A 13,593-nucleotide genomic window follows, 5' to 3' on the forward strand; every position below is an offset into this window, starting at 1 on the left:
GGTCAGCGGGTGGCCACCGCGGTGTCGCGGCCGACGATATGCGTGGTGAAGTCGCCGTCGGTGCGGTTCTCGCACAGGACGCGCACCACATGCCGCCCGGCGGGTACCGGACCGGATTCGAGTTCGACGCCGCCGGCGGCATTCACCGTGCGCCACGGTCCGTCGATATCGCGGGCCGCGATCTGGCACGCGTAGCCGGGCCGCTCCCCCGTGACCTGGGCGGTGATGATCGCGCCGCCACCATAGGTGACGGTCGGCGTCGCGAACGCGGGGTCGGCGCCGGCCGTCACCGATCCGGCGGCCGCGGCGGCGAACAGCACCGCGCGGAGGGCGAGCGGGCAGGGTCGCTTCATCGACTCATCGTCCACCCACGGCCATGAGAATCCCGTGAACCTGCCCGGGTGTCGTCGGCAGTGCTCGAGCACGCCGGGACGATGACCCCGATTCAGTACCGAGCGGCCACGGAACTCGGCCGTACATGCGCCGGACCGTGGGCGACCTCGCAGTGCGCGGACGCCTGGGCGCCGAGCTCGATCAGCTCCGGCTGGGCGTGGTCGACCTGGAGGGTGGCGTGCTCGATGTGATGCTCGTGCGCCAGCCGGTGCGCCAGATCCTCCCGCACGGCGTGGCAATCGCGGCCCGGCTCGACCAGCACGTGTGCCGACAGCGCCGGAGATCCGGAGGTGATTTCCCAGATGTGCAGGTCGTGCACCTCGACCACGCCGTCGCGGGCGGCCATGTCCTGGCCGATCGCGGTCGGATCGAGGTCGGCGGGCGCGGCCTCGAGGAAAATGCGGCTCGACGCGCGCACCAGGCCGATCCCCGCGCGCACCATCAGCGCCACCACCACCAGCGTGGCGATGACGTCGGCACGGGCGAAGCCGGTCAGCACGATGACCACGCCCGCGACGGCGGTGGCGATGAACGCGAACAGGTCGGTGAGGATGTGCTGAAAGGCACCCTCGACATTCAGGCTGCTGCGGTTCGCCCGCGAAATCATCCAGGTCGCCGCCAGATTGACCACGATGCCGACCAGGGCGGTGCCCAGTACCAGACCACCGGCGACCTCCGGCGGCTCCGCCATCCGCCGGATCGCCTCGTAGGTGAGCCAGGCCGCCAGCAGCAACAGCGTCAGGCCGTTGGCCTGCGCGGACAAGATCTCCACCCGCTTCCAGCCGAACGTCATGCGCCCGGCGGCGGGGCGCGCGGCCAGCCGAATCGCCCACAGCGCCAAGGCGATCGAGGCGGCGTCGGTGAGCATATGCGCGGCATCGGACAACAGCGCCAGCGATCCGGCCGCCACGCCCACCACGACCTCGCCCAGCATGAACAGCACGATCGCCGCCAACGCCCCGGCCAGCCAGCGCTTATCGCTGTCGGGCGAGGCGTGCGCATGCGAATGCGCGCCCCCCGACCGTGCATGGTCGTGTGCGTGTCCTGCGCCCATCGCGTTCCCCTCTCGACTCGTTCGGGCCGTCCGCGATCATATGCACACATCGCTATGTAAACAAGCCGGTCGTTATCGGTGACACCGATTCGAGCAGGGAAACTTGCAAGTTTTCCTGTTCTATTGCGAGACTCGCGGCATGGTGCGTAGCCACTCCCCCGCCGAGCTGGCCACCGCGGCGACGGATCTCCGCGTGGTGATGAGCCGGCTGCTGCGGCAGTTGCGCGTCGCCCATACCGGACTCGACATCACGCCGTCGCAGGCGGTCGCGATCAGCCGGTTGCTGGCCGACGGCCCGGCCACCGTGGCGGCGCTGGCCCGAGCGGAGAATGTGCGGCCGCAATCGATGCGAGCGACCGTTGCCGCGTTGGAGGAGCGCGGATTGGTCGAGCGCACACCGCATCCCACCGATCAGCGACAGGTGCTGATGTCGCCGACCGCCGCGGCCGAGCGCCTGGTCGCCGCCGCGCGCACCGCCAAGGAGGACTGGCTGGCGCAGGCCATGGCGGCGAAACTGTCTCGTGCCGAACAGGATTCGCTCATCGCCGCGATCACCGTGCTGCGCCGACTACTGGAAGAATGACCGGAAAGAGAGGAATTCCGTTGCCCGCCACCACCCTCGATCCCCGGACCGCCCTGGTGCTCATCGATCTGCAGCGCGGCATCGTCGGAGCGCCGACCGGGCCGCACGCCGCCGCCGATGTGGTGTCCCGCGGCGCCGAACTCGCCCGCGGATTCCGCAAGGCCGGGCTGCCGGTGGCGCTGGTCCGCGTCTCGTTCGCCCCCGACGGTGCGGATGCGCCACCGGGCCGCACCGACGCCGCCACACCCACGGGCCCGCTGCCGCAGGGCTGGGACCAGTTGGTCGGCGAGCTGGATGTGCAGCCGACCGACATCGTGATCACCAAGCGGCACTGGGGCGCATTCCACGGCACCGAGCTGGATCTGCGGCTGCGCCGCCGCGGGGTCACGGGCATCGTGCTGGGCGGCATCGCCACCAGCATCGGCGTCGAATCCACCGCGCGCGCCGCCCACGAGCACGGCTACAACATCACCCTCGCCACCGACGCCATGAGCGACCGGGACACCGACTCCCACACCCACAGCCTCACGAAGATCTTCCCCCGCCTCGGCGAATCCGCCACCACCCAGGAGATTCTGGCCCTGCTGGCCGAGAAGTAGCCTCAGCGGCCGAGGTCTGCCGGAATCCGAACGCCCAGCTGCCCATAGAGATCGAGGCGGTCCTGATACTGCTTGTCCCGCACCACCTTCAGGTCCGCGTCGAATACCAGCACCTTGGCGTATTCGATCCGGAACCGCCGCCCGGTGGCGGGCAGCAGTGTCGCCTCACCCAGCACGAAATCGGCGGTCGACGTCGCCTCGCCGACCAGCTCCGCGACGGCCGAATCCGCGCCGATATGCAGCGCGCCGACCTCCTCGGCGTAGTCCGGAAACGCCGCGAACCACGCCCGGCTCCAGGCCAGCGTGCCCGCCACATCCAGCCGCAACCCGGCCCCGGTATCGAACCGATACCCCTCGGCACAGGTCCCCGCCCACGCCTCCCAGTCCTGCCCACTCCACGCCCGCTGCACCGCGTAATAGGCCCGCCGAACCGAATCCATATCCCCTCCAAAGCCTTCCGCCGAGTCATCTAACTACAGCATGCCATAGCCAGCAAGCCCACGTCACCCCTCACTTCCCGCACCCCTCGCGTGTTCTCGCACCCACTGCGGGCGTCGCAAACCAGTGCGGGAACACGCCAGGGGTGCGGGAACGTCGGTGTGCCCGCTACTCGAACGACGGTTCGCGGAAGGGGTCGTGCGGTGCCGTGCGGGCCGGGCGCGGAGGTGCGAGGTGTTCGCGGATCGGGTGGTGCGCGGAGGTGAATGCGCAGGTCATCGGCGTTCTGGTTGGATTGCGGGGTCGCGTAACTGGAGGTTTACCGGGGTGTGTTGTCGCGTAATCGAGCGCTGGGCACGCTACGACCATGTTCTCCGGTTCGATTCGCCCCAGGCCGCACGGCTCCGCGCAACCCGGCCGCGACCAACCTGGCGAGGGCGGCAGCACAGCCGAACCCACCGGCACGGGTGAGCACGACATCCGTGGCCGACGCAACGTGCCGCGGCGTGAAATGGTCCGGCGCGCCACGGCGGACCGGGACACCACCGTGGCCGATCGCGGAGCGGATGAACAGCGAACGGCTGTCGAGCGCAAGGCATTCGAGGAGCAGGTGCGGGGGTTGCTGCCCGCGGCGTCGCACCTTTCCGCACGCAGGGTGCGGGATCTGTTGCGGGCGGCGTTGCGGGGCGGGGAGTTCGGTACCGGGCGGCTGCCCGGGGAGGCCGAGTTGATGGCGCAGTATCGGGCGCCGCGGGACGTGGTGCGCGAGGCGCTGGACCTGTTGCGGCGGGACGGCCTCATCGAGCGGCGGCGCGGGCTCGGCACCCTGACCGTGCGCGCGGAGTACGTGGTGCCGGGCGCCCTGCCGCCGCAGGATCGCGCGCTCGACGAACATCTCGCGGTCGGGGCGATCACGCCCCGCCTGCTGCACTGGGCCTGGGCCCCGGCGCCGCGCGTCATCGCCGAACAACTCGACGACACCGCGGTGGGCGACGACTGCCTCTGCGTGGAATACGTGCTGCTGGCCGATCGGCGCCCGATGGCGGTGTTCACCAACTACATTCGCGCGCCGGAGGCCGCCCGCGTCGACCAGTCCGGCTTCCGCCGCGACTTCTACGCGCTGCTGCACTCGGGCGGCATCGACCTCACCAGCTGCGACGTCGGCGTGCAGGCCGCCGGCGCCGACGAGCACACCGCCGCCCTGCTGCACGTGCTGCCGGGCGAGCCGGTCCTGCTGGTACAGCAGCGCATCCGCGACCACACCGGCCGGGTGGTCGATTACGCGCTCGGCACCTGCCGCAACGAACTGCTGATCGAAATCGGCCGCATCCCCCGCATCGACGTCACCGGAGCCCACCGACCGAAGGATCCCGCATGACCGAAACAGCCGTCCGCCCAGCCTCGTTCGATACCGTGACCGACGCCGCGGCCGCCCTGCGCCGCGGCGAGACCACCGCCACCGACCTGACCGAGCGGGCCCTGTCCACCGGCGACGACCTCGGCGTCTACCTGACCCGCACCGACGAGCGCGCCCGCGCCCGCGCGGCGGAGATCGACCGGCAGCTGGCCGCCGGCGCCGCGCCGCCGCCGCTGGCCGGAATCCCGATCGGCGTCAAGGATATTCTCGCCCACGCGCACGCCCCGACCACCGCGCAGAGCCTGGTGCTGGACCCGGCGTGGGCGACCGCGACCGGCGACTGCGCCGTGGTGCGGCGGCTCGAGCAGGCGGGCGCCGTCATCACCGGCAAGACCAGCACCATGGAGTTCGCGATCGGAGTTCCCGACCCGGACAAACCGTTTCCGGTCCCCCGCTGCGCGTGGGACCGCGAGCGCTGGGCGGGCGGCTCCAGTTCCGGATCGGGCGCCGGGGTGGCCGCCGGACTGTTCCTCGGCGCCATCGGCACCGATACCGCGGGCAGCATCCGGATTCCGGCGGCGTTCAACGGCGTCACCGGACTCAAGCCCACCTTCGGCCGCGTCCCGAAATCCGGTGTGGTGCCACTCGGCTACACCCTCGATCACGTCGGCCCGCTGGCGCGTTCGGCCGCCGACTGCGCGCTGCTGCTGTCGGTGCTGGCGGGGCACGATCCCGCCGACCCCTACAGCGCCGAGGTCCCGGTCGCCGACTATCCGGCAGCGCTCACCGGCGACCTGCGCGGAATCACCGTCGGCGTCGACGATCTCGACCGCTTCGCCGACGCCGGTATCGATCCCGAACAGCCGCGGCTGTTCGCCGCGGCCCTCGACGCGCTGCGCGCCGCGGGCGCCACCGTCGTTCCCGTCGAGCTGCCGCTGTATTCGGAGCTGGTGGCCGTCGACCTGCTGGTGATGCTGGCCGAGGCGCACGCCTACCACCGCGCGGACCTGCGCGAGCGCTGGACCGATTACGGCCGCGGCACCCGCATCGTGCTGGCGTCCGGCGCGGCGGTCACCGGCCCGGATTATGTTCAGGCACAGCGTGTCCGGCGCCTGGCGCAGCACCGCATGACCGCCCTGCTGAGCGATGTCGACCTCGTCGTCACCCCGACCGGACATCTGGGCGCGCCACTACTGTCCGAGCTCGATCCGCTGCGGCCGTTGAGCGCCCTCGCCTCACTGCACACTCCCTATTGGAATCCGCTCGGAAATCCCACTCTCGCCGTACCGATCGGTCTGTCTTCAGCGGGCACCCCGCTGTCGATGTCGATCGGCGGCCGGTATTTCGACGAGGCAACGGTGTTGCGCGCCGGCGACGCATATCAACGCCGCACCATCCACCATCTCGCGAAAGGCATGTCATGAACTCCCCCGCCACCTGGTCCACCGAGCCCGAGGAAAACGCCGCCGTCGATGTCATGTACGAGATGATGAACGCGCTGGCGGAAGTGCTGCACAACTGCACCGACGCCCGATACGGCGAGCCCAGCGGCGGCCACAGCGTCGGCTGACCCGGCGGGTCTCGGGGTCCCGTACACCCGAGGATGGCCCGCCCACCCGAATCCCTCGAGGGCTGGGAATTCCGTCGCCCGCCGATTGTTTTAACCCTTTCGGACATTCACCACGGGAAACGCCGAATAGTGCCGGATTCGCTATGCGAGACGCCGCTGCGGTACGGTATACGCAATCCGAGTAGATCCGTGTCCGTGCGAAAGGGCTGGCTCATGGCCAAGAAGGTCACCGTCACGCTCATCGACGATTACGACGGGAAGTCCAAAGCGGACGAGACCGTGCAGTTCTCGATCGATGGCGTGGCCTACGAAATCGATCTCTCCACGTTGAATGCCGGCAAGCTCCGGGGTTCCCTGGAACCCTGGGCCGATAAGGCCCGGAAGGTGGGCCGGGTGAAGTCGGGCGCGGTGTCCAAGCCGAAGTCCGCGGCCGACCGCGAGCAAACCGTGGCCATCCGAGAATGGGCGAAGAAACACGGCTACAACGTGTCGGCTCGGGGGCGAATTTCCTCCGAGATCGTCGCCGCCTATCACAAAGCCAACAAGTAACTCCGATCCGGGCTTTGTCCTGGTAAAAGGGGCCCCGGCCGGGCCCGGCCCACCGCGTCACAGGCGTGGGGGCCGGGCCCGGTCGCGTTCCCGGCGAACGGGCGACACCGCCGGTGATCCGAGGACTACGGCGTGACGATCGCGAAGTTCGGATCCGGTTTATCGAACAGCGGTGGCAGCTGAGCCAGTACGGCCGCATCGCCCTCGATCCTGATATCACCCTTGCGCACCGCCGCGCCCACGTCGCCGCCGCCCAGCAGGGTGCCCAGCAAGGCGGCACGGGTCGTGACGACCGTGGCATCGGGCGCGGGCAGCCCGTCGCTCGGACGGCGGTCGTAGTGAATGAGCACGCCATTGCGGAGTTCGACACGATGCACTCGGTCATGATCGTCCGGAAACCGCCAGTCCGTGGTCATCCTGACGCCCCACGCCCGGGGTCCATTGATGCGCAGCGACGCCGCGTCGAAGATTTGATCGACCGATAGTGCCGCGAGCATCGAACTCGGATCCGACTGGGTCGGGGTTCCGAACGATCCGTTGCGTAGTTCATAGGCGCCGGACAGATAGAAGTTGCGCCACGTGGCGTTCTCGCTGCCATATCCGAGTTGTTCGAAGGTCGCTGCCTGCAGCAACTGCGCTTTCCGGTTCCCGGGATCGGCGAACACGGCGTAGTTCAGCAGCTGTGCGGCCCATCGGTAATCGCTTGCGTCGTAAGCCTTCTGGGCCTGCCGTAAGACGGAATCGACGCCGCCCATGGCGTCTACGTGACGCTTGGCCGACTCCACCGGCGGATGTTCCCACAGGTGCGCCGGATTGCCGTCGAACCACCCCATGTATCGCTGGTAGATGGCCTTCACGTTGTGACTCACCGAGCCGTAATAGCCGTGTGTGAACCACTTTTCGGCAAGCGCCGGCGGGATCTGGAACTGCTCCGCGATTTCGCTGCCGGTATAGCCCTGATTCAGCAGGCGCAGGGTCTGGTCGTGCAGGTACGCGTACAGATCCCGTTGCAGCGACAGATATTCCACGATCCGGTCGGTATCCCACACCGGCCAGTGATGCGAGGAAAACACCAGATCCGATTGCCGCGCATAAAGATTGATGGATTCGGTGAGATAAGCCGACCACACGTGCGGATCGCGCACCAGCGCACCGCGCAGCGTGAGCAGATTGTGCAGGGTGTGGGTGGCGTTTTCGGCCATGCACAGGATGCGGCGGTCGGGGAAGTAGAAGTTCATCTCCGACGGCGCCTCGGTGCCCGGCGTCAGCTGGAACACCATCCGCACACCGTCGACGGTCTCCTCCTGACCGCTGCGGGTGATATCGCGGGTCGGCGCGATCAGCGTGATCGTGCCGGTCGAGTTGGTCTGCCCGAGTCCCGTCCCGACCTGCCCCTTCGGCCCGCGGGGCAGCGCGGCGCCGTACATGTACGCCGAACGCCGCGCCATCGCCGTCCCCGCGTAGACGTTCTCGCTGACCGCGTGCTCCACGAAGCCCACCGGGGCCAGCACCGGAACGCCCGCCGCGGCCTGCTCCTTCGTGAGCACGCCGAGCGCGCCGCCGAAATGGTCGACGTGCGAATGGCTGTAGATCAGGCCCGTCACGGGCCGATTGCCGCGATGCCGCCGATACAGCTCCAGCCCCGCCTTCGCGGTCTCGGCGGAGATCAGCGGGTCGATGACGACGACGCCGGTTTCACCCTCGATCAGCGTCATATTCGACAGATCCAGCCCGCGCACCTGATAGAAGCCCGGCGCGATCTCGTACAGGCCCTGTTTGACCGTCAGCTGCGACTGGCGCCACAGGCTCGGATGCACCGACATCGGGCACGAGCCCTGGAGGAAGTTGTAGGAGTCGTTGTCCCACACCACCTTTCCGTCCTCGGAGCGGACGATGCCGGGGGTGAGTGCGGCGACGAATCCGCGGTCGGCGTCGGCGAAGTCGGCGGTGTCGGAGAACGGCAGCGCCGCGGTGGCCTGCCGGTTGGCGCGGGCGACGTGATCGGTCGGGTCGGTCTGCGTGTCCGGCGGATCCACCTCGTCGTCGTTGCCGCAGGAACTGAGCCCCACACCGATTCCCGCCGCCGCGATCGCGGCGGCGCCGAATCCGAAGACGCCGCGGCGCGAGACGCCGTGTTCGCGCGGTGGCTCACTGTCACGATCCTTCGTCATGCGAACCACCATAACTGCTATTGCAGTCTCACTGCAATAGCGGTGGTGCGACTCACCGCCCCCGCTGCGCGACCGGGCCGCGCCGGTGTGGTCGGATGCAGTCATGAACGAGGGCACCGATCCCGGACGGCGGCGCCGGCGCAACCCCGAGCAGACCCGCCGCGCGATCATCGACGCCTTGCTGGAGGCGGTCAAGGACGGCGACTTCGCCCCCACCACCAAGACCATCGCCACCGGGGCGGGCGTGTCCGAGCGCAGCATCTTCGTGCATTTCCCCACCCGCGAGGACCTGCTGCAGGCCGCGGTCGAACAGCAGTCGGACTACGTGGAAACCCTGCTCGCCCAGGTGGATCCGCGGCAATCGCGCGACGAGCGCATTGCCGCCGCGGCGCACCAGAGCGAGACGGTGTACGCGCTACAGCGCCGTCCCCGGATCATGGGTTTGCTGGAATCGCAGACCAATCCGGGGGTCGATGATCGGATGCGGCTGACCGACAAGCGCGTTCGCGATCACCTGGCCCGGATGTTCGCCCCCGAACTCACCCGCGCCGACGGCGTGGACGAGGAATTGCTGGATCTGATCGACGCCACCGCCGGCTGGCCCTACCGGCACCATCTCGTCGAGCGGCGCGGACTGTCCCGGGAGGATGCCACCGCCGCGATCCGGCGGGCCCTGCGCAGCCTGCTCGCCTAGCCGCGCCACCGGGAAGTTCGTGCCGGGGCGGCGGTATCGCCGCCCCGGCGCGATCACCTCAGGGAATGAGGAGCTTACCGAGGAATTCGGAGATCGTACCCATGAGCTGGCCGATGAAAATGGGGATCACAGCCTGGTCCTTCCGTTCAAGTTGCGGTTACCGATACTCCAGTCCTGGCAATTCGCAAAGGAGTTGCAGGTACTGCTCGATATTCGACGCGATGCACGGTGCGGATGGGCGCTGATCGGTTGCTGGGCGGTATGCGAAGGTCGTCCCGGCGGATTCAGTCGGCGGCGGAGCGCCCGGCATCGAGATAGGCCCGCAGTACCTCGCCGGGCACGCGGCCGCGCGCGGAAACCGTGACGCCGTTCTCCCGCGCCCACTGCCGCGCGGCCGTCGATTGGACCGCGGTCATCGTCGTCGGTTTCCGGACGCTGGTCGCGGTGCGGCGGACCTTGCGGGCGCGCTCGGCCCACTGTTCCACCTGCTCCCGCAGCCGAGCCGCATTGGCGGCCGACAGATCGATTTCGTAGGTCGCCCCGTCCAGCCCGAAGACCACCGTCTCATCGGCCGTCGATTCGCCATCGAGGTCGTCTACGCGCGTAACCAGTACTCGATGTGCCACTGCGTGCTCCTTCGCACCCCATCCCCTGCACTTCCCCCTCGTACTCGTAACTTACTGAGGCACGGAACAATTCGCGGCAGCACTGGGAAACTTCACGAGGTTGCGCCGGGGAAATCGTGACCGGGGACAAAGCCGGGCGCCCCGGTGGCGAAGCGTCCGGCCCGCACGGGCGCGAACCATGCGCGAGCCGAACCGGTCGGTTGCCCCGCAACACTCGGGCATGCGCATCATCACAAGCCTCCCACCCCACCCCCAGGGAATTGTCACAACAATTCGACGACGTAATTCATACCGCCCCCGAAACGCGTATAGTGCACCGAACAATAGGGTGGCAGCACCTCTGGACGTCCTCGGAATTCAGCGGAAGAACCCGTTCTTGACCGGCGTCGGCTTTACCGGTTACAAATGAGTTCCCGCCGGTCCAGCTCCTTCGGACCGGCCCGCGAGAAGTGTACGAAGTTGGCTACCGACGTCATCGATGCGACCGTAGAATTGCCGGTCGCCATCACATCCGTGTGGAAACTGCTCACGGATCCGCAGAGCTATTCACGAATTTTCACCGGGATCGGCGCGTGCGATCGTCTCGAGACGATCGCCGGGCATCCGCTGTGGCAGTTCCGGATCGGCACCGGCGAGTCCGGGATCAGCACATTTGCGGCAACCTTCATGGCCGGGCGGACCGGCGCGACCTTCGAACTGGAATGCGGGGCGACCGGCAGCTTCGCCGCGGTCCGCCTGCGCGAGACCGCGTCGGGCGAAGGCACCCGGGTCACCATCACCTTCTTCGCGCCCGGCCGCATTCACCCGGTGGTCGCGGCGCTGCCGAACTCCGAGATCATCGCCTGGGCGGAGGCCGGTCTGGGGCGCCTGGCCGAGTTGCTCACGGGGGCACCGACATCGGTGGCGGTCAACGGCGAGGACAGCCCGCTGCGACGGCGCGCCGACGTGGCTCGCCAGATGGTGTCGACCGGCGTGGTGCGTACCTACCGGCCCGATATCGGGGTGCGGCAGTTCGGGCGGCTCGCCAAGTGGGGCTTCACGCTCGCCGGTGGTTACGCGGCCGCGGCCGCGCACTCCCCGCACGGGGCCGCGGTCGTCGACGATCGCGGCGTCCGCACGTTCGCCGAGATCCACGACCGCAGCCACGCGCTGGCCGCCGCGATGAGCAGGCTCGGGCTCGGCGCCGGTGACGCCGTCGGCCTGCTGGCGCTCAATCACGCCGGGATGGTCGAAACCATGGTCGCCGCGGGGAAACTCGGCGTCGACGTGGTGCTGCTCAACGCCGGGCTGTCCGCGCGGCGGATCGAGGAGATCGTGCAGCGCCACCGGCTCGAGCACCTGTTCGTCGACACCGCGCTGGAATCGCTGGTGCACTACCTGCATTCCGATATCCACCGGGTGTTCACCGACCGCGGGCCCGCCGGCGGCACCACGATCGAGGACCTGATCGCCCTGGGGCACACCACCTTCCGCAAGCCCGCGCGGGGCGGCCGGTTGATCGTGCTCACCTCGGGCACCAGCGGCACCCCCAAGGGCGCCCGCCGACCGCATCCGAAGGGGTTCGGCACCGTGGCGGCGCTGTTGTCGCGCATCCCCTTCCGGATGGACGAGACGATGCTCATCCCCGCGCCGCTGTTTCACACCTGGGGCATGGCGGCGCTGCAGCTGAGCACGCCGCTGCGGGCCACGGTGGTGCTCCCGGAACATTTCGACGCCCGCGACACCCTGCGCCTGATCGCCGAAAACGAGGTCACCACACTGGTTCTCGTACCGACCATGGTGCAGCGGATCCTCGACCTGCCCACCCATGTGCGGGCCCGCTTCAACACCTCCAGCCTGCGCATCGTGGCCAGTTGCGGCGCCCCGCTGGCCGGGGCCACCGTGCTGCGTTTCATGGACACCTACGGCGACGTGCTCTACAACGTCTACGGATCCACCGAGGTCTCCTGGGCCACCGTCGCCACACCCGAGGATCTGCGCACCTCGCCCACCACGGCCGGGCGCCCGCCCCTGGGGACCCGGATCGCCGTGCTGGGCCCGGACCACCGGCCCGTCCCCGTGGGCGCCACCGGGCGCATCTACGTCGGCAACCACATGCTGTTCGACGGCTACGTCAACGCGTCGCCGCCCGCCGAGGCCGAGGGCATGCTCGACACCGGCGATCTCGGCTATCTCGATGCCGCCGGGCGATTGTTCATCGACGGCCGCGACGACGAGATGATCATCTCCGGCGGGGAGAACGTCTTCCCGCGCCCCGTGGAGGAGGCCCTGGCGCACCTGCCGCAGATCACCGACGTCGCCGTCGTGGGCGTGCCGGACCGCGAATTCGGGCAGCGGCTAGCGGCTTTCATCGTCAAGCGGGAGGGATCGGGTCTCGATCAGGACATGATTCGCACCTACGTCCGGCATCGGCTCAGCCGCTTCTCGGTGCCGCGCGATGTCACCTTCCTGTCCGCGCTGCCGCGCGGGGAGACCGGCAAGGTGCTCAAACGCCTGCTCACGGGAACGCCCGCCAACCAGTCGCCGTCGTGAACCCGTGCGCACTGTGATCACTCACCAAGCACAGCGGTAGGGGTGTCCCGAAGTATCACGATCGATTGTGAAAACTGCCCTGGCGGATCTCGAAACGGTTACGGTATTACCGCAGTGCAGTTCACGGGGGTGGAAGGAAGTTCCCCATGTCTGTTGCCACTCCGGATAGACCGAGCCTGACCGTTTCCGGGCGGCCGATGTCGTCACCGCTCAAGGATGTCTGGGCACTGTCGCGCCAGATGGTCGGCCACTTCGTCGAAAACGTCGCTCCCTGCGGCACTCTCCCCGGCGACGCCATCTACGGCGACGTCACCACCATCACCCGCACCTGCCTCGAACTGGCCGTATCGGTACTCGACGGCAAGAACATCCCCGACAAGATCGACAGGCTGAAAGAGGCTGCGGCGCAATGGGCGCGCGAGGGGGTGCCGATCGATACGATCCACCACTCCATCCACGAGGGCTTCAAGATCGGCTTCGATCTCGTCGTCACCAGCGCCGCGACGAAGCACCGCGCCACCGGTTCCGAGGGCGACGACACCGTGATGACGTTGAGCCTGGCCGACTACGAGGCGTTGATCGGTGGCGCGAAGCTCGTGGTCGAGATGCTCGACACCATGACCACCGCGGTCTCCATGGCCTACGTCCGCGAACTCAGAGCCGTTGTCTCCGAACACCATACGGCCGTACACACTCTCACCTCCGCACTGCTGGGCGGACACCCCACCTCCACCATGGCCCGCGAATGCGGCATCGAAATCGCCGACAGCTACCGCATCCTCGCCCTCGCCATCCCCCCGCACCCCGAAGAATCCAACCCCATGCTCGACGCGAAAGTCGTTGCCCGCCGCAAACTCCGCCGACTACAGGCCGAACTCGCCACCCGCTGCGGCAGCACCGCCCTCTCACTGCTCAGCGTGGACGGCGGCACCCTGCTCATTCCCGCGCACCAGCACACCGACGATCAACTCGACGAGCTCATCACCCACCTGTCGCACGCCGCGCGGGTCCCCATCACCGCCACCAT

The 13,593-nt window shown here is 68.5% G+C and carries 14 protein-coding genes; 9 read left to right on the forward strand and 5 right to left on the reverse strand.

Going from position 1 to position 13,593, the window contains the following annotated elements:
* Positions 1 to 2: 2 nt before the first annotated feature.
* Together NM1_RS31345 and NM1_RS31350 are read right to left on the reverse strand one after the other, a co-directional pair.
* Entirely contained in the window at positions 3 to 353 is a 351-nt protein-coding gene (locus NM1_RS31345; RefSeq protein WP_147289161.1) for a hypothetical protein, read from the reverse strand.
* 92 nt (positions 354 to 445) lie between these two features.
* Complete coding sequence (locus NM1_RS31350; protein WP_068028202.1) at positions 446 to 1,447, reverse strand: cation diffusion facilitator family transporter; 1,002 nt, start codon at positions 1,445 to 1,447, stop codon at positions 446 to 448.
* A 139-nt stretch (positions 1,448 to 1,586) separates the two neighbouring features.
* On the opposite strand from NM1_RS31350, the gene NM1_RS31355 reads away from it, so the two are divergent.
* Both NM1_RS31355 and NM1_RS31360 read left to right on the forward strand, forming a co-directional pair.
* The gene (locus NM1_RS31355; RefSeq protein WP_068028207.1) at positions 1,587 to 2,030 is read left to right on the forward strand and encodes a MarR family winged helix-turn-helix transcriptional regulator; all 444 of its coding nucleotides are present in this window, start codon (positions 1,587 to 1,589) and stop codon (positions 2,028 to 2,030) included.
* A 20-nt stretch (positions 2,031 to 2,050) separates the two neighbouring features.
* A complete protein-coding gene (locus tag NM1_RS31360) occupies positions 2,051 to 2,629 on the forward strand; it encodes a hydrolase (protein WP_114699879.1) in 579 nt (192 codons plus the stop codon).
* A gap of 2 nt (positions 2,630 to 2,631) precedes the next feature.
* Here the strand turns inward: NM1_RS31360 and NM1_RS31365 are convergent, their stop codons facing one another.
* Positions 2,632 to 3,069: an ester cyclase gene (locus tag NM1_RS31365; protein ID WP_068028213.1), complete on the reverse strand. Its 438-nt coding sequence runs from the start codon at positions 3,067 to 3,069 to the stop codon at positions 2,632 to 2,634.
* Positions 3,070 to 3,434: 365 nt separating this feature from the next.
* On the opposite strand from NM1_RS31365, the gene NM1_RS31370 reads away from it, so the two are divergent.
* The 4 genes from NM1_RS31370 to NM1_RS31380 all read left to right on the forward strand — a co-directional run bounded on the left by NM1_RS31370 (position 3,435) and on the right by NM1_RS31380 (position 6,543).
* Positions 3,435 to 4,445, forward strand: a complete 1,011-nt coding sequence (locus tag NM1_RS31370; RefSeq protein ID WP_068028216.1) for a GntR family transcriptional regulator — start codon at positions 3,435 to 3,437, stop codon at positions 4,443 to 4,445.
* Entirely contained in the window at positions 4,442 to 5,848 is a 1,407-nt protein-coding gene (locus NM1_RS31375; protein ID WP_068028220.1) for an amidase, read from the forward strand. The genes NM1_RS31370 and NM1_RS31375 overlap by 4 nt, the downstream gene beginning before the upstream one ends.
* On the forward strand, positions 5,845 to 5,994 hold the full coding sequence (locus tag NM1_RS42645; protein WP_157124035.1) for a hypothetical protein: 150 nt from the start codon (positions 5,845 to 5,847) through the stop codon (positions 5,992 to 5,994). The genes NM1_RS31375 and NM1_RS42645 overlap by 4 nt, the downstream gene beginning before the upstream one ends.
* Positions 5,995 to 6,207: 213 nt before the next feature.
* Positions 6,208 to 6,543, forward strand: coding sequence for a histone-like nucleoid-structuring protein Lsr2 (locus NM1_RS31380; protein WP_068028223.1), 336 nt, complete (start codon positions 6,208 to 6,210; stop codon positions 6,541 to 6,543).
* A gap of 125 nt (positions 6,544 to 6,668) precedes the next feature.
* On the opposite strand, the gene NM1_RS31385 is transcribed toward NM1_RS31380, so the two are convergent.
* On the reverse strand, positions 6,669 to 8,714 hold the full coding sequence (locus NM1_RS31385; protein ID WP_084520217.1) for an alkyl/aryl-sulfatase: 2,046 nt from the start codon (positions 8,712 to 8,714) through the stop codon (positions 6,669 to 6,671).
* 103 nt (positions 8,715 to 8,817) lie between these two features.
* Between NM1_RS31385 and NM1_RS31390 the strand changes: the two genes are divergently transcribed.
* Positions 8,818 to 9,408 carry a TetR/AcrR family transcriptional regulator gene (locus NM1_RS31390; RefSeq protein ID WP_068028226.1) on the forward strand — a complete coding sequence of 197 codons (591 nt, stop codon included), beginning with the start codon at positions 8,818 to 8,820 and terminating at the stop codon, positions 9,406 to 9,408.
* A 284-nt stretch (positions 9,409 to 9,692) separates the two neighbouring features.
* On the opposite strand, the gene NM1_RS31395 is transcribed toward NM1_RS31390, so the two are convergent.
* On the reverse strand, positions 9,693 to 10,034 hold the full coding sequence (locus tag NM1_RS31395; RefSeq protein ID WP_068028233.1) for a histone-like nucleoid-structuring protein Lsr2: 342 nt from the start codon (positions 10,032 to 10,034) through the stop codon (positions 9,693 to 9,695).
* A gap of 459 nt (positions 10,035 to 10,493) precedes the next feature.
* On the opposite strand from NM1_RS31395, the gene NM1_RS31400 reads away from it, so the two are divergent.
* Complete coding sequence (locus NM1_RS31400; RefSeq protein ID WP_068028236.1) at positions 10,494 to 12,566, forward strand: AMP-binding protein; 2,073 nt, start codon at positions 10,494 to 10,496, stop codon at positions 12,564 to 12,566.
* Positions 12,567 to 12,712: 146 nt separating this feature from the next.
* A partial coding sequence (locus NM1_RS31405; protein ID WP_068028265.1) for an RsbRD N-terminal domain-containing protein occupies positions 12,713 to 13,593 on the forward strand: 881 nt, incomplete at its 3' end.

Origin of the sequence: Nocardia mexicana NBRC 108244, from assembly GCF_001613165.1 — a bacterium.
Classification (GTDB): Bacteria; Actinomycetota; Actinomycetes; order Mycobacteriales; family Mycobacteriaceae; genus Nocardia; species Nocardia mexicana.

What these genes read in the sequence shown, in the direction of transcription:
- NM1_RS31345 (WP_147289161.1), bottom strand. Translation starts at nt 353, where the DNA reads ATGAAGCGACCCTGCCCGCTCGCCCTCCGCGCGGTGCTGTTCGCCGCC.
- NM1_RS31350 (WP_068028202.1), bottom strand. Translation starts at nt 1,447, where the DNA reads ATGGGCGCAGGACACGCACACGACCATGCACGGTCGGGGGGCGCGCAT.
- NM1_RS31355 (WP_068028207.1), top strand. Translation starts at nt 1,587, where the DNA reads ATGGTGCGTAGCCACTCCCCCGCCGAGCTGGCCACCGCGGCGACGGAT.
- NM1_RS31365 (WP_068028213.1), bottom strand. Translation starts at nt 3,069, where the DNA reads ATGGATTCGGTTCGGCGGGCCTATTACGCGGTGCAGCGGGCGTGGAGT.
- NM1_RS31370 (WP_068028216.1), top strand. Translation starts at nt 3,435, where the DNA reads ATGTTCTCCGGTTCGATTCGCCCCAGGCCGCACGGCTCCGCGCAACCC.
- NM1_RS31375 (WP_068028220.1), top strand. Translation starts at nt 4,442, where the DNA reads ATGACCGAAACAGCCGTCCGCCCAGCCTCGTTCGATACCGTGACCGAC.
- NM1_RS42645 (WP_157124035.1), top strand. Translation starts at nt 5,845, where the DNA reads ATGAACTCCCCCGCCACCTGGTCCACCGAGCCCGAGGAAAACGCCGCC.
- NM1_RS31380 (WP_068028223.1), top strand. Translation starts at nt 6,208, where the DNA reads ATGGCCAAGAAGGTCACCGTCACGCTCATCGACGATTACGACGGGAAG.
- NM1_RS31385 (WP_084520217.1), bottom strand. Translation starts at nt 8,714, where the DNA reads ATGACGAAGGATCGTGACAGTGAGCCACCGCGCGAACACGGCGTCTCG.
- NM1_RS31390 (WP_068028226.1), top strand. Translation starts at nt 8,818, where the DNA reads ATGAACGAGGGCACCGATCCCGGACGGCGGCGCCGGCGCAACCCCGAG.